Raw genomic sequence first — 18613 nt, 5'->3', positions numbered from 1 at the left:
GCGCGCGTTTATTTTATGGAGATTACCCATGCCTTCGTTCGACGTGGTATCGGAACTGGACAAGCACGAAGTGCAGAACGCGGTCGACAACGCCATCAAGGACCTTGATCGCCGCTATGACCTCAAGGGCAAGGGCAGCTTCGAGTTCAAGGACAAGGAGCAGACCGTGGTGCTGACCGCCGAGGAAGAGTTCCAGCTCGAAGCCATGATGGAAATCCTGCGCCTGGCGCTGGTCAAGCGCAAGATCGACGTCAAGTGCCTGGAAACCAAGGACCCGTACGCCTCGGGCAAGGAAAAGAAACAGGAAGCCAAGTTCCGCGAAGGCATCGACAAGGACCTGGCCAAGAAGATCGTCGCCACCATCAAGGACGGCAAGCTCAAGGTCCAGGCCGCCATCCAGGGCGAGCAGGTGCGGGTCACCGGCAAGAAGCGCGACGACCTGCAGGAAGCCATTGCCCTGCTGCGCACCAAGGAATTCGACATGCCGATCCAGTTCAACAACTTCCGCGACTGATCGCAGGGTTGTGCGGAACCTCGATGGCGTAATGATGTCCATGGGGGCCATGGCCGCTGTCAGACCCGCGGCCCGCTTTACTGTGTACGTGCCGCTCGGCATCAGGAGATGAATACATGGATTTGAACGCTGAAGTCGATCAGCTGGTCCGCCAATCGCAGACCTGGGTCCCCTTGATCATGGAATACGGCAGCCGCTTTCTGCTGGCACTGCTGACCCTGGCTGTCGGCTGGTGGATCATCAACAAGGTCAGCGCCCGCCTGGGCAAACTGGTTGGGCTGCGTAACGCCGACCTGGCGCTGCAAGGCTTCATCAGCACCTTGTCGAACATCGTGCTGAAAGTGCTGCTGTTCGTCAGCGTGGCGTCGATGATCGGCATCGAGACCACTTCGTTCGTCGCCGCCATCGGTGCCGCCGGCCTGGCCATCGGCCTGGCCTTGCAGGGCAGCCTGGCGAACTTCGCGGGTGGTGTGCTGATCCTGATGTTCCGCCCGTTCCGCATCGGTGACTGGATCGAAGCGCAGGGTGTGTCGGGTACCGTCGACAGCATCCAGATCTTCCACACCGTGCTGCGTACCGGTGACAACAAGACGGTGATCATGCCCAACGGTGCCCTGTCCAACGGCATCATTACCAATACCAACCGCCAGCCGACGCGCAAGGTGGTGTTCGATGTGGGCGTGGACTATGAGGCCGACCTGCAGAAGGCCCGCCAGGTGCTGCTGGAGCTGGCTCAGGACCCGCGCGTGCTGGCGGACCCTGCTCCGCAGGCGGTCGTCTCGACCCTGGGTGACAGCTCGATCACCGTGTCGCTGCGTCTGTGGACCAAGACCTCCGATTACTGGGACGTGATGTTCATGCTCAACGAGCATGCCCGTGACCGGTTGAAGGCCGAAGGGATCGACATTCCGTTCCCGCAGCGGGTGATCCGCGTGGTGCAGGAAACTGCAGCGCAGTGATGCCAGACCGGGGCCGCGAAAGCGGCCCCAGTCTTTTCAGCCCCCTTACACTTGTTCACAGCAATCCCTCGCCATTTCTGGCATATAGCCTGTCCCCTCCTGCCTGCACCCGATACGCCATCATGAAACCACTGCTCTACATCACGCCTCTTCGGGCCCTGCTGTTCGGCCTGACCCTGGCCCTGTTCGAGCTGCTCACCTACCTGGCCAGCGACGCCGTGATGCCGGCCATGCCGGTGGTGGTCGAGCAGCTGAACGCCAGCCCCGAGTACATTCCCCACGCGCTCAACCTGTACCTGCTCGGTGGCGTGGTGCTGCAATGGCTGATCGGCCCGCTGGCCGACCGCTATGGTCGCCGCCCGCTGCTGCTGGCCGGCTGCGCGTTCTTCGGCGTTGCCTGCCTGGCCACCTACTGGGTGCAGGACATTGGCCTGTTCAACCTGCTGCGCCTGCTGCAGGGCATCGGCCTGGGCTTCGTGGTGACGGTCAGCTACCCAGCGCTGAACGAGTCGTTCAGCGAAGCGGACGCGGTGCGCATGATGGCGTTGCTGGCCAATATCGCCTTGCTGTCGCCGTTGCTCGGGCCGCTGGTCGGGACCCTCATGCTGCAGTGGCTGGACTGGCGCTGGCTGTTCCTGGCCTTCGCCGTCGGAGCAGTGCTGTGCTGGCTGCTGCTGCATCGGCTGATGCCGGAAACCCTCGGTGTGGAGCGTCGTGATGGCTCACGCCTGCCGTTTACCCCAATCCACCTGCTGCCGCTGCTTGCCGGTTACGGCCAGCTGCTGGCCAACCGCAAGTTCGTCGCCGGCAGTGCCGCGTTGGGCCTGGTCGGCCTGCCGCTGATTGGCTGGATCGGCCTTTCGCCAGTGCTGCTGATCCACGATGAGGGGCTGAGCACGATGGAATATGCGCTTTGGCAGTTGCCGGTGTTCGGCGGGCTGATCCTGGGTAACCTGATCATCAACCGGATCGCCGACCGTTACCCGCTGCCGGCCCTTGTGCGCGGCGCGCTGGGGCCGTACCTGGCCGGCCTGTGCCTGATGGTGCTGGCGACTTGGCTGTGGCCGACGGTAACCAGTGTGGTCGCCGGCATGTCGCTGTATGCGTTGGGGCTGGGCGTGGCCAATGCGGTGCTGTACCGCATGACGCTGTTCGCCAGCGAGCAGAGCAAGGGGTTGGTATCGGCGATGCTGGGGATGATCACCATTGCCTTGCTGGGGCTGGGTGGTGCGGTATTGGCGATGATCGGGGCAGGGGAGAGCTTGCTGCACTTTGCCCTGGCAGCAGGTGTGGCGGGTGCCTTGGCGCTGTGGCCTTTGTGGTTCGTGGTAGGCGGGCGGCCTGGGGAAGGGGCTGTCGCTCAATAAATTCTGTTGGATGTACTGACCTCTTCGCGGGTGAACCCGCGAAGAGGTCAGTACAGGCTGTAGAACGCTATCAGGGCTGCTCGGTCGCCGGATTATCCACCGGCACCTGCTTTCCCCGGCTCACTTCCTGGCGCCAGTGCAGCGCGATCAGGATCAGCGTGGGCACACCCAACAGTGCAGTGATCAGGAAGAAATCGTGATACCCGTACTTCTCCACCATCACCCCTGAATAGCCGCCGATCAGGCGCGGCAGCAACAGCATGATCGAGCTGAGCAGCGCATACTGCGTGGCCGAGAACTTCAGGTTGGTCAGGCTCGACAAATAGGCGACGAACGCCGAGGTGGCCAGGCCCGAGCTGAAGTTGTCCAGCGAAATGGTCACCACCAGCATTTCCAGGTTAGGCCCCATGTCGGCCAGCATCAGGAACAGGATGTTGGTGGCCGCCGAGGCTGCGCCGCCGATGAACAGGATCGGCAGGATGCCGAACCGTACGATCAGCAAGCCGCCGACGCCGGCACCGACCAGGGTCATGATCAGGCCGAAGACCTTGCTGACGCTGGCGATCTGGTCCTTGGTGAAGCCCATGTCGATGTAGAACACGTTGGCCATCACGCCCATGACCGTGTCCGACATGCGATAGGTGGCGATCAGCCCCAGCAGCAGCAGCGCCTGCCAGCGGTAGCGGGCGATGAAGTCGTGCACCGGTGTCAGCACCGGGGCCAGGCCACGCCGGCCCATGCTCGAAAGGCAGGCCCAGGTCAGCAGCACGTAGAGGATCAGGCGCAGGAAGGCACGGTCTTCGAGCAGCAGGTCGAGTGGCGTCGCAGCGCCGGAAATGACGCTCGACCAGCCGGTGTTGAACATCTGGGTGAAGCTGGCCGGTACTGACACCAGCAGGATGATCAGCACGAACACCGAGGCCATCTGGTGCATCAGGCCATAGCGCGCAGCCGACAACTGGGTGCGCAACGGTACCGGTGGCTCACGCATCACCAGGGTGGTGAACAGCGCTGGCAGCATCATCACGCCGAACAGCACGTAGGTGCCGGCCCAGGCCTTGTGCAGGTAGCTGAAGCCAGTGGAACCGAACCATTCGGCGAAGAACAGTGCACCTGCGGTCGCGAGCAGGGCGGCAACCCGGTAACCGGCCATGTAGCTGGCCGCGAGGGCCGCCTGGCGCTGGTCGTCGGCAATCTCCAGGCGATAGGCATCGACGGCGATGTCCTGGGTGGCCGAGGCAAAGGCCACCAGCACCGCCAGGGCGATCAGCCAGGAAAGGTGCTGCTGCGGGTCGCACAGGCTCATGCCGACCAGGCCGATCACCACCAGCGATTGCGACAGCAACAGCCACGAGCGCCGGCGCCCGAGGCCGCCAAGCAGCGGCAGGCGCCACTGGTCGAGCAGGGGTGACCAGACCCATTTGAAGGCATAGGCCAGGCCGATCAGGCTGGCGTAGCCAATGGTTTCACGGGCCACGCCAGCTTCGCGCAGCCACACCGACAGGGTCGAGAACACCAGCATGTAGGGCAGGCCGGCGGCGAAGCCCAGCAGCAAAAGTACCAAGGTTGACGGGCTGGCATAGGCAGCGAGCGCAGCGCGCCAGGTTTTACGGGGCATGGGCCAACATCTGCCTCAAATTTTCGAAAACAAAGCGCGCACTCTAACCGCTGTGCTCCATTGGGCGCCAGCCATGGCGCGTCATATCCACACGATTATTGGCCACATTCACACCCTCTGCGCGCAGTCTGGCGCGCTGTTCATCGCCCGAAGGGGTGCCCTGCGTCAGGCTCAGCCGCCCGCCAGCGCCGAGTACCCGGTGCCAGGGCAGGCGCGTATCGGCGGGCAACTGCCCAAGGGTGCGCCCGACCCAGCGTGCCGCCCGGCCAAGTCCCGCCAGCTCGGCGAGCTCGCCGTAACTGACCACCTTGCCCTCGGGGACCTGGCCAAGCACCGAATACAGCGCCGTTCGTCGGGCTTCGGGCGATGCCAGCGTGTGCTCATGACCCTCAGACATCAGGGCAGCCCTGGGCTGGGATGAAACCGGATGAATGGTCGCGGCAAATGAGAGTTGAACTCAACGGCATGCTCCTGGGTCTGTCCTTGCTCTGGTCGTTGGTATCTGGATAATGCCCGGCTTTTTTCGTCAAATCGAACCTGTAGCGCGCTTATGTATTCTAGATCCTTGCTTTGCCTGTTGACCGCCCTGAGTGCCGCCCCGGCGTTCGCCGACACCGTGTGGATGAAGAACGGCGATCGGCTCAGCGGCAAGATCCGTGTATTCGACGGTGGCAAGTTGTTGCTGGAAACCCCGTATGGCGGCTCGATCTCGCTGGACTGGAAACAGGTCCAGACCCTGGAAAGCGACCAGGAACTGCTAGTCAAGCAGGACGCCTACAGCGGCGAGAAGGCCAAGTCGCTCAAGGCCGCCGAGCCGGGCAAGGTGACTCTGGCCAATGGCGATGCGCCAAAGACGGTCGACCTGGCCAGTGTCCAGCAGATCATGAAGCCCAAACCGTTGGTTGAGGACTTCATCTGGAAGGGCAATGTCGACGTGGCCATGGACTACAAGCGCGCCGAGACCGACAGCGACGACTACGACATCGACTTCAAGACCACCGCCCGCCACGGCCGCTGGCGGCACAATGCCGAAGGCGAGTACAACCGCGAATCCAAGGACGACGTCACCACCACCGACAACTGGAGCGCCGAGTACGCGCTCGACCGCTTCATCACCGAGAAGTGGTTCTGGCAGGGGCGCATGGAGTACAAGCGCGACCGCATCGAAGACCTGTCCCGCCAGCGCACGGTCGGTACCGGCCCTGGCTACCAGTTCTGGGACGATGAGCTGGGCGCGTTCTCGCTGGGCTCGCTGATCAACCGTACCGACTTCGAATACCAGGACGGTGCCAAGGACAACTTCTACTCGGCGGCGGTGAAGTGGGACTACACCCGCTACCTGATCGGCAAGAACGTCCAGCTGTTCACCAATGGCGAGTTCGCCAAACCGCTGGGTGGCGTAGCCGACTACGCGCTGGATGCCGAGGTGGGGCTGCGCTACAAGGTCACCGAATGGGCCTCGCTCAACCTCAAGGCGGAGAAGGACATCATCACCGGGACGCGCGACAGCGACTTGGACAAGACCCGTTACACCGCCGGCTTCGGTGTGACCTGGTAGATCGCCGGGGCCGCAGAGCGGCCCCATTGGCACTGGATGTGATAATGCTTATCTTGTCACTCATCCAGTTCGCATCCAGGAGCCGCCTTCAGTGAGTACCAACGCCATCCGCCCCGCCCGGGAGCTGCTGCTCAAGGAATACCGCGGCGTACTTTCGACCCATTCCAAATCCATGCCCGGCTTCCCGTTCGGTTCGGTGGTGCCGTACTGCCTGGATGCCGAGGGCAACCCGCTGATCCTGATCAGCCGCATCGCCCAGCACACCCACAACCTGCTCAAGGACCCCAAGTGCTCGCTGCTGGTGGGTGAGCGTGAGGCCGAGGACGTGCAGGCCGTCGGCCGCCTGACGGTCATGGCCGAGGCGCACAAGCTGGTCGAGGAGGCCACCATCGAGGCGGCGGCCGAGCGCTACTACCGCTTCTTCCCCGATGCCGCCAACTACCACAAGGCCCATGATTTCGACTTCTGGGTCTTGCAGCCGGTGCGCCATCGCTACATCGGCGGTTTCGGTGCGATCCACTGGCTCGACCAGGTAACCCTGGCCAATCCCTTTGCGGGCAAGGCCGAGTCGAGCATGATCGAGCACATGAACAGCGACCATGCCAATGCCATCGCCCATTACGTCGACCTGAGCGACCTGCCGCGTAGCGTACCGGCGCAGATGGTCGGCATCGACAGCGAAGGCATGCACCTGCGCATCGGCCAAGGCATCTATTGGTTACCTTTCCCAGCTCCTTGCAACACGCCGACACAAGTCCGCGAAGCCCTGGTTCTGCTGGCGCGCGCCGACCAATGGCCGACTGCGACTGAAGGCGAGGCTTGAAATCTTGAGCGCACGCATCCATCTGTAGGTCTTACAGGAAGGGTCTCTTCCGACGAGGAATGCTTTGATGCGTGCTTTTCTACTGCTGTTTCTACTGTTTCCGGTGCTGGAGCTGTTCGTCTTCGTCAAGGTTGCGGGCGCCATCGGTTTCTTCCCGGCGTTGCTGCTGATCATCGCCGGTTCCGCCCTGGGTGTGCTGGTGGTCCGTGTGGCGGGCCTCGCCACGGCCTTGCGTGCCCGTGAAAGCCTGCAGCGTGGCGAACTGCCCGCCGAGGACATGTTCCAGGGCCTGATGCTGGCCGTGGGTGGCGGTTTGCTGCTGCTGCCAGGCTTCATCAGTGACGTGCTGGGCCTGCTGTGCCTGCTGCCGTTCACCCGCCATCTGGCGGCGCGCAAGATGCGCGAACGCGCTGAAGCCCAGACCCTGCGCCAGCGCGCGTTCCAGGACGACCCGTTCCAGGCGCAGCCGCGTGATAGCGGCCATCGCCCGAACGTGATCGAAGGCGAGTACGAGCGCCGCGACAAATAGTCAGACCTGTAACCCCCGGGGCCGCAAAAGCGGCCCCGGTCTTTTTCAACCGGCTGAAAAATTTTGCATATCAAGCCTTGTAATTGAATATGGCGGCCTCATGTATGTGGTCACCGCAAGGTTTCTGGTGGCAACACCAGTCATGACACAGGTGGTTCGCCCTTTGCGGGCCACCCCCGGCAACGCCGGATTGCATTAACCCGCCGGTTTCGTACCGGCCGATGAAAACCACTATTTGGGAGAGATCGACAATGAAGCTTCGTCCTCTGCATGACCGCGTAGTCATCCGTCGCAGCGAAGAAGAATCGAAAACCGCTGGCGGTATCGTCCTGCCGGGTTCGGCCGCTGAAAAACCAAACCGCGGCGAAGTCGTTGCTGTTGGCACCGGTCGCGTTCTGGAAAACGGCGAAGTCCGTGCGCTGGCCGTTAAAGTCGGTGACAAAGTGGTTTTCGGCCCTTACTCGGGCAGCAACACCGTGAAAGTCGATGGCGAAGACCTGCTGGTCATGGCCGAGAACGAAATCCTCGCCGTTGTAGAAGGCTGATTTTCCCCGACTTCCCGTTACTCCAAAGATTTTCAAGGATTAAACGATCATGGCTGCTAAAGACGTAAAATTCGGCGATTCCGCTCGTAAGAAAATGCTGGTTGGTGTCAACGTTCTGGCTGACGCGGTAAAAGCGACCCTCGGCCCGAAAGGCCGTAACGTAGTGCTGGCCAAGAGCTTCGGCGCTCCGACCATCACCAAGGACGGCGTTTCCGTCGCCAAAGAAATCGAGCTGAAAGACGCCTTCGAAAACATGGGCGCCCAGCTGGTCAAGGAAGTTGCTTCCAAGGCCAACGACGCTGCCGGTGACGGCACCACCACCGCTACCGTTCTGGCTCAGGCCATCGTCAACGAAGGCCTGAAAGCCGTCGCTGCCGGCATGAACCCGATGGACCTGAAGCGCGGCATTGACAAGGCCACCGCCGCCGTTGTCGCCGAGCTGAAGAACCTGTCCAAGCCATGCGCCGACTCCAAGGCCATCGCCCAGGTAGGCACCATCTCCGCCAACTCCGACAGCTCCATCGGTGAAATCATCGCCGAAGCCATGGAAAAAGTCGGTAAAGAAGGCGTGATCACCGTTGAAGAAGGCTCGGGCCTGGAAAACGAACTGTCCGTCGTAGAAGGCATGCAGTTCGACCGTGGCTACCTGTCGCCGTACTTCATCAACAAGCCAGACACCATGGTAGCCGAGCTGGAAGGCCCGCTGCTGCTGCTGGTTGACAAGAAAATCTCCAACATCCGTGAGCTGCTGCCAGTTCTGGAAGCCGTTGCCAAGGCCGGCCGTCCACTGCTGATCGTTGCCGAAGACGTTGAAGGCGAAGCCCTGGCTACCCTGGTGGTCAACAACATGCGCGGCATCGTCAAGGTTGCTGCGGTCAAGGCACCGGGCTTCGGCGACCGCCGCAAGGCCATGCTGCAGGACATCGCCGTCCTGACCGGCGGCCAGGTCATCTCCGAAGAAATCGGCCTGACCCTGGAAACCACCACCCTGGAGCACCTGGGTAACGCCAAGCGCGTCATCCTGTCCAAGGAAAACACCACCATCATCGACGGTGCTGGCGTTGACGCCGACATCGAAGCACGCGTCAAGCAGATCCGTGCCCAGATCGAAGAAACCTCTTCGGACTACGACCGTGAGAAGCTGCAAGAGCGTCTGGCCAAGCTGGCTGGCGGTGTTGCCGTGATCAAGGTCGGTGCTGGCACCGAAGTTGAAATGAAAGAGAAGAAAGCCCGCGTTGAAGACGCCCTGCACGCTACCCGTGCAGCCGTCGAAGAAGGCGTGGTGCCTGGCGGTGGTGTGGCCCTGGTTCGCGCCCTGGCTGCCATCGTTGACCTCAAAGGCGACAACGAAGACCAGAACGTCGGTATCGCCCTGCTGCGTCGCGCTGTTGAATCTCCGCTGCGCCAGATCACTGCCAACGCCGGCGACGAGCCAAGCGTTGTTGCTGACAAGGTCAAGCAAGGTTCGGGCAACTTCGGCTACAACGCCGCTACCGGCGAATACGGCGACATGATCGAGATGGGTATCCTCGACCCAGCCAAGGTCACTCGTTCGGCTCTGCAAGCCGCAGCTTCGATCGGCGGTCTGATGATCACCACCGAAGCCATGATTGCTGATGCCCCGAGCGAAGCTCCAGCTGGCGGCGGCATGCCAGACATGGGCGGCATGGGTGGCATGGGCGGCATGATGTAAGCCAGCCTTACCCCCTGCACCAAGAAAAAGCCCCGCCTAGTGCGGGGCTTTTTCGTTTAGCAGCCACTCTATCAGGCGACGCGCTGCTCGACGGCTGACGCCTCGACGATGCCCTTGCGATACAGCACCAGGTAATACGAGCCCAGGCCGATCAACCAGCAGAACACCGCCGTCCACAGGTTATGTGACAGGAAGTGCGCGCCCTGCAGCATCCGCCCCAGCCCCAGCGCCGAGCCGGCCACCAGGGCCACCGCGAACGCCACCCGCGCCAGCTTCGGCCGGCGGTCACGCAGCATGAAGAACAGGCCGAACAGGCAGAACCCGGTGGCCGCATGCCCGCCCGGCCAGCACAGCCCCGGCTTGTCGGTGGCCGGGCGATGCTGCAGCAGTTCGCTGTAGGTTTCCTTGCCGCCGAACTGGGTCAGGCTCCACGGGCATTGCACCTGGGTCACCTTCTTCAACGGCGTGACGAAGGCCGTCGACAGCCCCAGCGCCAGCACCAGGCAACCCAGCTCGCGGCGCCAGCCGAACAGGCGCTTCCAGAAGAAGCTCGAGGCGAACGCGCCCAGCGAAATCAGCCCGAGCAGGATCACGCCTTGCTTGACCCGGTCATGCATGACGGTTTCCAACAGGTAACTGTGACGGCCGATGAACTGCCCGGCGGCGGGGTCGAAGAACAGGTTGGCGACGTCCATGTCGACCGAGGTCAGTTCCAGCAGGAGCAGGGCCGCAGCGACAGCCAGTGGAATGCCCAGGTACAGCCAGAGGTTGATCGGACGCGGACGAGTGCGTTGTTGCATGACGACTCCAGGGGGTAAAAAGACCGGGCATTGTCGTGCGCCCGCTATCCTCTGTCCGTGAAGGATCAGTGAAAAAACTGTCAAGTTCGCTGAATTTGCCCTGGGGCTGGCACAGTACCGGCGATGGCCTTAAGCTGCGCCTGCCGCGCACCCTAGCGAAGCGCCGCACAGGAGAACCCGATGCGTATTCTTTTGGTTGAAGACAACCGCGATATTCTTGCCAACCTTGCCGATTACCTGGGCATGAAAGGCTACACCGTCGACTGCGCCCAGGACGGCCTCTCGGGCCTGCACCTGGCCGCCACCGAGCATTACGACCTGATCGTGCTCGACATCATGCTGCCCGGTCTCGATGGCTATACCCTGTGCAAGCGCCTGCGCGAGGATGCCCGCCGTGATACCCCGGTGATCATGCTCACGGCCCGCGACCAACTGGACGATCGCCTGCAGGGCTTCCGCTCCGGTGCCGATGATTACCTGCTCAAACCCTTTGCCCTGTCTGAATTGGCCGCGCGCATCGAAGCGGTGCTGCGCCGGGCTCAGGGCGGCGGGCGCCGTACCCTGCAGGTTGCGGACCTGAGCTACGACCTCGATACCCTCGAAGTGACCCGCCAGGGCCGCCTGCTCAAACTCAACCCGGTCGGCCTCAAGCTGCTGGCCGTACTGATGCAGAAAAGCCCGCACGTGCTGCGCCGCGAGGTGCTGGAAGAAGCCCTGTGGGGCGATGACTGCCCCGACAGCGACAGCCTGCGCAGCCATGTGCACCAGCTGCGCCAGGTGATCGACAAACCGTTCGAAAAACCCCTGCTGCATACCGTCCATGGCGTCGGCTATCGCCTCGCCGAGGGCCGCGATGGAGTTTAAGCAAAGCCTTGCCCAGCGCATCATCATCGCCTTTGCGTTGATGAGCGCGCTGGTGGCCGGCGCCTTCGCCTTCGGTATCGTCGCCACCGTGCACCTGGTCGAGGAGCGCCTGATTTCATCGGTGCTTGGTGGCGACCTACAGCGCCTGCTGCGCATGGACAGCGTCAGTGACTGGAGCCACCGGCCACGGCCTGACCAGCTGTTCTACTTCAGTGGCGGGCGCGATGATTTCGAGCTGCCCAAGGACCTGCGCCACCTCGATGTCGGCTTCCATGAGGTGTTTCGCGACCAGCTGTCCTACCACGCGATGGTCGAGATCGTCGACGGTCGACGCTATGTGCTGCTGCAGGACCAGAGCGACTTCGAAGAGCGCGAGCGCGTGCTGTTTGCCGTTGTGGTGGTGGGCTTCGTGCTCAGCCTGGTGCTGGCGGTGGTGCTTGGCTGGCTGCTGGCGCGCAGGGTGATGGCACCGGTCATCCGCCTGGCGCGACAGGTTCGTCATCGCGATCAGTTGCTTGGCCTGGCGCCACCGCTGGCACCGGACTACGCGGCCGATGAGGTCGGCCAGTTGGCGGTGGCGTTCGACGACACCCTGGGCCGGCTGCGCGATGCGCTGACCCGCGAACGCTTGTTCACCAGCGATGTCAGCCATGAGCTGCGTACACCGCTGATGGTGCTGGCCACCTCGTGCGAACTGCTGATGGAAAACCCCAATCTGGATACCCGCGCGCGCAGCCAGGTGGAGCGCATCGCCCGTGCCACTGAAGAGATGCGCGAGCTGGTCAAGACCTTCCTGATGCTCGCCCGCGCCCAGCGCGACCAGGGTGCGGTGGCATCCCAGGCAACCCTGCGCGAAGTCGCCGACGACCTGGTCGGGGTGTGGCGCGATACCATCGAGCAGAAGGGCCTGGCACTCTATTTCGATGGCCAGGCCAGTGCAGGCCCATTGCTGTACAACGCCACCTTCCTGCACTCGGTGATGGGCAACTTGCTGCGCAACGCTGCGCATTACACCGATAGCGGTTACATCCGCCTGAGCCTGGAGCTCAACGGTTTCAGTGTCGAAGACAGTGGCGTGGGTATCCCGGAGGAGAAGCGCGAGGCGATGTTCCAGCCCTTCGTGCGTGGCGAGGAGCGGCGTGGCGAGGGCCTGGGCCTGGGCCTGTCGCTGGTGCAGCGGATCTGCGATGACCAGGGCTGGCGGGTGACACTGACTTCGACGGCACCGCATGGCTGTCGCTTCCAGGTAGACCTGAGCCAGAGCGCGGAGAAGACCGATCCCACTCAGTAATAAGATGAAACATTCCTGCAGTTTGATGACATTATTTTCACATTGGCATGACCTGTTTCCTACGATTCGTTACCTAAGGTATGCGCATTGGAGACAGGAGCCACTCGATGCGCAGCCCGATCAAACTCGAATTTTCCGAGAAGTACGACCAGCAACATGCCAAGGAGTACTTCCTCAAACACCAGGATGGGCTGGCTCGACGCCTGTCCCACCAGCGTGACGAGCAACTGGCCCGTCGTGCCTTGGCGTTGGCCGGAGAACCGGGTCTGGTCCTCGACCTGCCCTGCGGCGCAGGCCGTTTCTGGCCGCTGCTGGCGGAAAAGCCGAACCGGGTAATCATCGGTGCCGACAATTCTGAAGCGATGATCCAGACCGCCTGTGCCGCCCAACCGCCAGAAGTGGTGGCGCGGGTACGGCCTTTGCAGACATCTGCTTTCGCGATCGATTTGCCGGATAATTCGGTCGACAGCATCTTCTGCATGCGGCTGTTCCACCATATTGGCGAAGCGGCTCACCGCAAGACCATTCTTGACGAGTTTCAAAGGGTTAGCCGTGACAGTGTAATCCTGTCATTGTGGGTGGACGGTAACTTCAAGGCCTGGCGCCGCCAGAAACTCGAGAAAAAGCGCAGTGCCAAGGCCGAACAGGGCAGCTATCAGAACCGTTTCGTGTTACCAGCAGAAACGGTCGAAGCAGAATTCAAGGCCGCCGGCTTCAGAATCCAGGAACACCTCGACTTCCTGCCGTTCTATGCCATGTGGCGGGTATATGTATTGCGTAAGGGGTAGTGTTTGATGGCTGTAGCCCAAAATGGGGAGTCGCGGTTCGATTATTACTGGCGCCAGCAGGGCGAATGGGTCGAGGAACCCAACCAGCGGCGCGGTGGTGAAAGTGGTGTGCAACGGCTGAGCGATGGCAACGGCAAGGTGCTGTATGCCAAGCGTCAGGTCGGCCACATCTATCGCAGCCTGTTGCACCCATTCGGCAGGCCGACCGTATTGCGCGAGCTCGATGCACTGAACAGCTTCGAGCAACTGGGTGTGCGTGTGCCGCGCATCGTGTTTTGTGGTGCCGAGCGTGATCCCGAGCACCAATGGCGCGCGTTGCTGGTCAGCGAGGCGCTGGATGGCTTTGTCGAGCTCGACACGTGGCACGCCGAAGGCGCGCGCGAGCGCTATCCACAAGTCGTGCATGAACGCATGCTCAAGGACCTGGCCGACAACCTGGCGCGCATGCACCTGGGGCATTGGCAGCATGGCTGCCTGTATGGCAAGCACGTCTTTATCAAGGTCATCGGCGAGGGTGAGCAGGCCCGTGTCGAGGTAGCACTCCTGGACCTGGAAAAGTGCCGACGACGCATCAGCTGTCAGCGCGCTGCGGGTAACGACCTGCGCCAGCTGCGCCGCCACTCGTCGCTAAATGACACGGAATGGCAAACGCTGCTCTATTTTTACCAGATGGCGTTTGGCAGCGCTGTCAAAGGGTTAGGGCGATGAAACTAGAAATAGCTCGAGCTTTGTTCCTGGTGGCTGGGTTGGCTGTGACCACGGCGGCGGTAGCTGCCTGGGAAGAGCCGCGGCCTGTGGTATTCAGCAAGGCAGGCCAGTGTGCGGTGCCGCATGAGGTCAAGGCACAGCAGAACAAGGCCGAACCGGACCAGGACCTGCTGTTGTTCCTCTTCGGCATGCGCCAGGGGCTACGGCCGTTTGGCTGATACAGCTTGAGCAAGATGAAGGCCTCGCAAACGCGAGGCCTTTGTTTTTGGGACAGTCTGATCAGGCTGCAACCGTTTCCTTGGCAGCCGATTTGTGTGCCAGCAAGGTGTAGATGCACGGCAGCACGAACAGGGTAAACAAGGTCCCGATCGACATCCCGGTGGCAATCACCGTGCCGATATCAAACCGGCTCACCGCGCCGGCCCCGGTCGCCAGGATCAGCGGCACCATGCCGAACACCATCGCCGCCGTGGTCATCAGCACCGGCCGCAGGCGAATGGCGGCCGCTTCCTCGATGGCCTGGCGCGCGCTCAAGCCCTTTTCCTCGCGCAACTGGTTGGCGAACTCGACGATCAGGATGCCGTGCTTGCTGATCAGGCCGATCAGCGTCACCAGCCCTACCTGGGTGTAGATGTTCATGCTGGAAATGCCCAGGAACAGCGGTAGCAGCGCGCCACAGATCGACAAGGGCACGGTCACCAGAATCACCAGCGGGTCGCGGAAGCTTTCGAATTGCGCGGCCAGTACCAGGAAGATGATCGCCAGTGCCAGGCCGAAGGTCACCCACAGGGCGCTGCCCTCTTGCACGTACTGGCGCGCCGTCCCGGCATAGTCGAAGGCAAAGCCCTCCGGTGCTTCTTCCCGGGCGATGTCGCGCACCGTCTGCAACGCCTCGCCGATACTGACCATCGGCACCCCCTGGATGATCGCCGAGTTCAGCTGCTGGAACTGGTTGAGCTGGCGGGGGCGGGCGCGGTCACTGAGGGTGATCAGTGTCGACAAGGGCAGCAGCTGCCCTTGCTCGTTTTTCACGTAGTAGTTGTTCAGCCAGCCGGCGTTGTCCCGATAGGGCCGCTCGACCTGGGCAATCACCTTGTAGCTGCGGCCCTCGAGGGTGAAACGGTTGATTTCCGCCTCGCCCAGCAAGGTGGCCAGGGTGCTGCCCAGCGTATCCATGGATACGCCCATCTGCGCCGCCTTGGCCCGGTCGATGTCGACGACCACCTCGGGTTTGTCGAACGCGAGGTCGATGTCGAGGAAGGCGAACTTGCCCGATTCCTGTGCCCGTTTCTTGACCCGCTGAGCGACTTCCAGCAGGGCAGGGTAGTCACCCGCAGTGTTGATCACGAACTGGAACGGCAGGCCTTCGCCGGTACCCGGCAGCGACGGCAGGTTGAAACCGAAGATCTGCAGCCCGGCTACCTGCTCCAGCTTGGCCTGCACCAGCGGTAGCAGCTCCATCTGCGTGCGCTGGCGTTCGTTCCAGGGCTTGAGCAGGAAGCCACCGATGCCGCTCTGTACGCCGTTGAAACCGTTGATCTGGAACGACGAGTAGTACTCGGGGAAGCGCTTGAACAGCGGCGTGAACTGGTCGGTGTAGGCGTTCAGGTAGTCGAGGTTGGCCGGCTGTGGCGAGCTGCTCATCATGAAGATCACACCCTGGTCCTCGTTGGGTGCCAGCTCGTTCTGGGTGAACTTGAGCAGCACCGGGATCAGGCACAGGATGATCACGGCGAACACCAGCACCACCGGGCGGCTGTCGAGGGTGGCGTGCAGCAGGCGCTGGTAACGCACCTTGAGGCCTTCGAACAGCACGTCGAGCCTATGGGCCAGGCCGCTGGGGTTCTGCTCCTGGCGCAGCAGCAGGGCGCACATCATCGGCGACAGGGTCAGGGCGACGATGCCGGATATCACCACTGCCCCGGCCAAGGTCAGGGCAAATTCCTTGAACAGTGCACCGGTAAGCCCGGTAAGAAAACCGATGGGGGCGTATACCGCCGCCAGGGTGATGGTCATCGACACCACCGGCATGGCGATTTCCCGCGCGCCTTCCAGGGCCGCATCGAAGGGTGACTTGCCTTCCTCCATGTGCCGGTGAATGTTTTCCACCACCACGATGGCATCGTCCACCACCAGGCCGATGGCCAGCACCATCGCCAGCAGCGTCAGCAGGTTCAGCGAGTAGCCCATCATCTGCATGAAGAACAGCACGCCGATCATCGACAGCGGAATGGTCACCACCGGGATCAGTACCGAGCGCAGGGCACCAAGGAACAGGAACACCACCACGATGACGATCAGCACCGCTTCGCCGAGGGTCTTGATCACTTCGTCGATGGAGGCCTGGATGAACAGCGTGGCGTCGTAGGCGATCGATACCTTCAGCGCCGACGGCAGCTGGCTTTCCAGCTCGGGCATGATGCGCCGCACTTCCTTGATCACGTCCAGCGGGTTGGCCGCCGGGGTGGCCTTGATGCCGATGTAGACCGATGGCGTGCCATCGAACGAGCTGACCGTGTCGTAGTTTTCCGCGCCCATCTCCACGCGCGCCACGTCACCCAGCAGCACGCGGCTGTCACCGGACACCTTGAGCGGCAGCGCAGCAAAGGCTTCGGCCGATTTCAGCTCGGTGCTGGCGTTGATGCTGGTGACGACGTACTCGCCTTTTACTTCACCGGCAGCGGAGAGGAAGTTGTAGCGGCGCACGGCATCCGTGACGTCGGTGGCCGACAGGCCGAAACCTGCCAGCTTCACCGGGTCGATCCAGATGCGCATGGCGAACACCTGGTTGCCGAGGATTTCCGCCTCGGCCATGCCTGGCAAGGTAGCAAGCTTGGGCTGGATCACCCGCGACAGGTAATCGGTGATCTGCGGGTTGCTCATCTCCTTGCTGTAGAAGCTGATGTACATCAGTGCCGAGGCGTCGGCGGCCTCTTTGCTCAGGACCGGGTCTTCGGCGTTCTGCGGCAGCTGGTTGCGCACCTCGTTGGCCTTGGCCAGCAGCTCGGTGAACAGACGGTCGCTGTCGGCGCCGACGCGCGCGTAGATGGAAATCACCGAGAAGTTCTGGCGGCTGACCGAGGTCATGTAGTCGATGCCTTCGGCACTGGCCAGGCTCTGTTGCAGCGGCTGGGTGATGTAGCCCTGGATGGTCTCGGCGTTGGCCCCGGGGTAGGCGGTGGTCACCGTGATCAGGGCGTTTTCCATTTTCGGGTATTGGCGGATCTGCAGCTTGTTCCAGGCCTGGAAGCCGAGCAGCAGGATCAGCAGGCTGACCACGCTGGCCAGCACCGGGCGGCGGATGAACGGGTCGGTGAACGCCATGCCTGCCTCCTGCTCAGTCGGTGCGCGGGGCGCCCTGTTCGGGCTTTAGCGCGCTGTCCTGGCCAATGCGGATGGCCGCACCTGGCGTCAGCTTGAGCTGCCCGGCGGTGACCACTTGCTCCCCGGCCTTGAGGCCCTTGCTGACCACCACCACGCCATCGCGGCGCTCGCCGGTCTGTACGGTGCGCTGTTCGGCGCTGAGCTGCGGCTGGCCCTGATCGTCGTTTTCCGGGTTGCCGTCCTTGTCCTTCTTCGGCGTGGCGACGTACACCGAGTTGCCGTAGAGGGTGTAGGTAATGGCACTTTCCGGCACGACCACCTGGGGCTGCGGGTCGGGTAGCAGGATCAGCAGGTTGGCGAACATGCCTGGCAGCAGCTTGTCGTCCGGGTTGGCCAGGGTCGCGCGCACCAGCAGGTTGCGCGTGTTCTCATCGACCTTGGGGTTGATCGCGCTGAGGCTGGCCGGGAAGGTCTGGCCGGGGTAGGCGGCCACCTGCACCAGCACCTGCTGGCCCAGTCTCAGGTGCGGCAATGCCTGTTCCGGGACGTTGAAGTCGACGTACAGGCTGGACAGGTCCTGCAAGGTGGCGATCACCGTGCCGGCGGCCAGGTACTGGCCGATGTCCACCTGCCGAATGCCGATGGTGCCACTGAACGGCGCGTTGATGCTTTTCTTGATTTTCTGCGCCTTGAGCTGTTCGACCACTGCCTGATTGCGCCGGTACTGGGAGGACAGGCGGTCGAACTCGCCGCGGGAGATGGCGGCATCGCCGACCAGCTGGCTGCCGCGACCGAAGTCGACCTTGGCCAGCCCCAGGTCGGCCTGGGCAGTGCCGAGCAGGGCGGTTTCCTGGTCGTCGTTGAGCTGCAGCAGCGGTTGCCCGGCTTTGACCTTCTGCCCGGAGTCGAAGTACAAGGCTTTGACGATGCCTTCCACTTCCAGGCTCAGCTCAACGCCTTGCAGGGCCTTGAGGCTGCCGACGGCGGGCAGGCGTTCTTGCCACAGGCGTTGTTCGGCCGGGGCGGCCGCAACGGTGATGGGCGGCCTGGGCGCGGAGAACATCTGGATCTGCTGGTAGATCGAGAAGCCCTTGTAGCCCCCCAGGGCCAACACGATCAACAGAACGACAGCCAACATGATGAGCATGCGGCGGCGTAGCATAAGTCCGGTTCCTTGGATGCGTGATTGTTATTCGTTCAGACACGACAACGGGCGATCCTGCCCACGTGCG

18 protein-coding genes are annotated in these 18613 nt (G+C 62.5%); 13 read left to right on the top strand and 5 right to left on the bottom strand.

All coding sequences use genetic code 11. The annotated features are described in order from the left end of the window. Positions 1 to 28: 28 nt before the first annotated feature. From ABE528_RS16355 to ABE528_RS16345, 3 genes are all read left to right on the top strand, one after another. Positions 29 to 514 (top strand): YajQ family cyclic di-GMP-binding protein, encoded by a 486-nt coding sequence (locus ABE528_RS16355; RefSeq protein ID WP_152954761.1) that lies wholly within the window; start codon positions 29 to 31, stop codon positions 512 to 514. Between the two features lie 116 nt (positions 515 to 630). Next, the gene (locus tag ABE528_RS16350) at positions 631 to 1473 is read left to right on the top strand and encodes a mechanosensitive ion channel family protein (RefSeq protein WP_152954758.1); all 843 of its coding nucleotides are present in this window, start codon (positions 631 to 633) and stop codon (positions 1471 to 1473) included. Positions 1474 to 1595: 122 nt separating this feature from the next. Then, positions 1596 to 2840 carry an MFS transporter gene (locus tag ABE528_RS16345; RefSeq protein WP_346653514.1) on the top strand — a complete coding sequence of 415 codons (1245 nt, stop codon included), beginning with the start codon at positions 1596 to 1598 and terminating at the stop codon, positions 2838 to 2840. 70 nt (positions 2841 to 2910) lie between these two features. Here the strand turns inward: ABE528_RS16345 and ABE528_RS16340 are convergent, their stop codons facing one another. Together ABE528_RS16340 and ABE528_RS16335 are read right to left on the bottom strand one after the other, a co-directional pair. Further along, positions 2911 to 4458, bottom strand: a complete 1548-nt coding sequence (locus tag ABE528_RS16340; protein WP_152954754.1) for an AmpG family muropeptide MFS transporter — start codon at positions 4456 to 4458, stop codon at positions 2911 to 2913. A 43-nt stretch (positions 4459 to 4501) separates the two neighbouring features. Next, a complete protein-coding gene (locus tag ABE528_RS16335; RefSeq protein ID WP_346653513.1) occupies positions 4502 to 4855 on the bottom strand; it encodes an MGMT family protein in 354 nt (117 codons plus the stop codon). Positions 4856 to 5008: 153 nt separating this feature from the next. Between ABE528_RS16335 and ABE528_RS16330 the strand changes: the two genes are divergently transcribed. The 5 genes from ABE528_RS16330 to groL all read left to right on the top strand — a co-directional run bounded on the left by ABE528_RS16330 (position 5009) and on the right by groL (position 9606). Continuing rightward, on the top strand, positions 5009 to 6016 hold the full coding sequence (locus ABE528_RS16330) for a DUF481 domain-containing protein (protein WP_152954750.1): 1008 nt from the start codon (positions 5009 to 5011) through the stop codon (positions 6014 to 6016). Positions 6017 to 6107: 91 nt separating this feature from the next. Further along, the gene (locus tag ABE528_RS16325) at positions 6108 to 6839 is read left to right on the top strand and encodes a HugZ family protein (RefSeq protein WP_346653512.1); all 732 of its coding nucleotides are present in this window, start codon (positions 6108 to 6110) and stop codon (positions 6837 to 6839) included. Positions 6840 to 6906: 67 nt separating this feature from the next. Further along, positions 6907 to 7368 (top strand): FxsA family protein, encoded by a 462-nt coding sequence (locus ABE528_RS16320; protein WP_152954748.1) that lies wholly within the window; start codon positions 6907 to 6909, stop codon positions 7366 to 7368. A gap of 251 nt (positions 7369 to 7619) precedes the next feature. Continuing rightward, positions 7620 to 7913: a co-chaperone GroES gene (locus tag ABE528_RS16315; RefSeq protein WP_152954746.1), complete on the top strand. Its 294-nt coding sequence runs from the start codon at positions 7620 to 7622 to the stop codon at positions 7911 to 7913. Between the two features lie 49 nt (positions 7914 to 7962). Continuing rightward, positions 7963 to 9606 carry a chaperonin GroEL gene (groL, locus tag ABE528_RS16310; RefSeq protein ID WP_152954744.1) on the top strand — a complete coding sequence of 548 codons (1644 nt, stop codon included), beginning with the start codon at positions 7963 to 7965 and terminating at the stop codon, positions 9604 to 9606. Positions 9607 to 9677: 71 nt separating this feature from the next. On the opposite strand, the gene ABE528_RS16305 is transcribed toward groL, so the two are convergent. After that, positions 9678 to 10406 carry a phosphatase PAP2 family protein gene (locus tag ABE528_RS16305; protein WP_152954742.1) on the bottom strand — a complete coding sequence of 243 codons (729 nt, stop codon included), beginning with the start codon at positions 10404 to 10406 and terminating at the stop codon, positions 9678 to 9680. 180 nt (positions 10407 to 10586) lie between these two features. Between ABE528_RS16305 and colR the strand changes: the two genes are divergently transcribed. From colR to ABE528_RS16280, 5 genes are all read left to right on the top strand, one after another. Next, positions 10587 to 11270, top strand: a complete 684-nt coding sequence (gene colR, locus ABE528_RS16300) for a two-component system response regulator ColR (RefSeq protein WP_346653511.1) — start codon at positions 10587 to 10589, stop codon at positions 11268 to 11270. Further along, on the top strand, positions 11260 to 12561 hold the full coding sequence (locus tag ABE528_RS16295) for a HAMP domain-containing sensor histidine kinase (RefSeq protein WP_152954740.1): 1302 nt from the start codon (positions 11260 to 11262) through the stop codon (positions 12559 to 12561). Before colR ends, ABE528_RS16295 begins: the two co-directional genes overlap by 11 nt. A gap of 107 nt (positions 12562 to 12668) precedes the next feature. Further along, entirely contained in the window at positions 12669 to 13349 is a 681-nt protein-coding gene (locus ABE528_RS16290) for a class I SAM-dependent methyltransferase (RefSeq protein WP_152954738.1), read from the top strand. Between the two features lie 6 nt (positions 13350 to 13355). Beyond that, positions 13356 to 14057 (top strand): lipopolysaccharide kinase InaA family protein, encoded by a 702-nt coding sequence (locus ABE528_RS16285; protein WP_152954735.1) that lies wholly within the window; start codon positions 13356 to 13358, stop codon positions 14055 to 14057. Beyond that, positions 14054 to 14275, top strand: coding sequence for a hypothetical protein (locus tag ABE528_RS16280; protein WP_152954733.1), 222 nt, complete (start codon positions 14054 to 14056; stop codon positions 14273 to 14275). Before ABE528_RS16285 ends, ABE528_RS16280 begins: the two co-directional genes overlap by 4 nt. Positions 14276 to 14336: 61 nt before the next feature. Here ABE528_RS16280 and ABE528_RS16275 read toward each other — a convergent pair whose 3' ends face one another. Together ABE528_RS16275 and ABE528_RS16270 are read right to left on the bottom strand one after the other, a co-directional pair. Beyond that, complete coding sequence (locus ABE528_RS16275; protein ID WP_152954731.1) at positions 14337 to 17381, bottom strand: multidrug efflux RND transporter permease subunit; 3045 nt, start codon at positions 17379 to 17381, stop codon at positions 14337 to 14339. Positions 17382 to 17394: 13 nt separating this feature from the next. Then, positions 17395 to 18543, bottom strand: coding sequence for an efflux RND transporter periplasmic adaptor subunit (locus ABE528_RS16270; RefSeq protein ID WP_346653510.1), 1149 nt, complete (start codon positions 18541 to 18543; stop codon positions 17395 to 17397). Positions 18544 to 18613: the final 70 nt, after the last annotated feature.

It is taken from the genome of Pseudomonas sp. TWI628 (assembly GCF_039673865.1).
Taxonomy (GTDB): Bacteria; Pseudomonadota; Gammaproteobacteria; order Pseudomonadales; family Pseudomonadaceae; genus Aquipseudomonas.
Note: the sequence above shows the minus strand (reverse complement) of the source record. Positions and strands in the feature narration are given on the sequence as shown.

What these genes read in the sequence shown, in the direction of transcription:
- ABE528_RS16355 (WP_152954761.1), top strand. Translation starts at nt 29, where the DNA reads ATGCCTTCGTTCGACGTGGTATCGGAACTGGACAAGCACGAAGTGCAG.
- ABE528_RS16350 (WP_152954758.1), top strand. Translation starts at nt 631, where the DNA reads ATGGATTTGAACGCTGAAGTCGATCAGCTGGTCCGCCAATCGCAGACC.
- ABE528_RS16345 (WP_346653514.1), top strand. Translation starts at nt 1,596, where the DNA reads ATGAAACCACTGCTCTACATCACGCCTCTTCGGGCCCTGCTGTTCGGC.
- ABE528_RS16340 (WP_152954754.1), bottom strand. Translation starts at nt 4,458, where the DNA reads ATGCCCCGTAAAACCTGGCGCGCTGCGCTCGCTGCCTATGCCAGCCCG.
- ABE528_RS16335 (WP_346653513.1), bottom strand. Translation starts at nt 4,855, where the DNA reads ATGTCTGAGGGTCATGAGCACACGCTGGCATCGCCCGAAGCCCGACGA.
- ABE528_RS16330 (WP_152954750.1), top strand. Translation starts at nt 5,009, where the DNA reads ATGTATTCTAGATCCTTGCTTTGCCTGTTGACCGCCCTGAGTGCCGCC.
- ABE528_RS16320 (WP_152954748.1), top strand. Translation starts at nt 6,907, where the DNA reads ATGCGTGCTTTTCTACTGCTGTTTCTACTGTTTCCGGTGCTGGAGCTG.
- ABE528_RS16315 (WP_152954746.1), top strand. Translation starts at nt 7,620, where the DNA reads ATGAAGCTTCGTCCTCTGCATGACCGCGTAGTCATCCGTCGCAGCGAA.
- groL (WP_152954744.1), top strand. Translation starts at nt 7,963, where the DNA reads ATGGCTGCTAAAGACGTAAAATTCGGCGATTCCGCTCGTAAGAAAATG.
- ABE528_RS16305 (WP_152954742.1), bottom strand. Translation starts at nt 10,406, where the DNA reads ATGCAACAACGCACTCGTCCGCGTCCGATCAACCTCTGGCTGTACCTG.
- colR (WP_346653511.1), top strand. Translation starts at nt 10,587, where the DNA reads ATGCGTATTCTTTTGGTTGAAGACAACCGCGATATTCTTGCCAACCTT.
- ABE528_RS16295 (WP_152954740.1), top strand. Translation starts at nt 11,260, where the DNA reads ATGGAGTTTAAGCAAAGCCTTGCCCAGCGCATCATCATCGCCTTTGCG.
- ABE528_RS16290 (WP_152954738.1), top strand. Translation starts at nt 12,669, where the DNA reads ATGCGCAGCCCGATCAAACTCGAATTTTCCGAGAAGTACGACCAGCAA.
- ABE528_RS16285 (WP_152954735.1), top strand. Translation starts at nt 13,356, where the DNA reads ATGGCTGTAGCCCAAAATGGGGAGTCGCGGTTCGATTATTACTGGCGC.
- ABE528_RS16280 (WP_152954733.1), top strand. Translation starts at nt 14,054, where the DNA reads ATGAAACTAGAAATAGCTCGAGCTTTGTTCCTGGTGGCTGGGTTGGCT.
- ABE528_RS16275 (WP_152954731.1), bottom strand. Translation starts at nt 17,381, where the DNA reads ATGGCGTTCACCGACCCGTTCATCCGCCGCCCGGTGCTGGCCAGCGTG.
- ABE528_RS16270 (WP_346653510.1), bottom strand. Translation starts at nt 18,543, where the DNA reads ATGCTACGCCGCCGCATGCTCATCATGTTGGCTGTCGTTCTGTTGATC.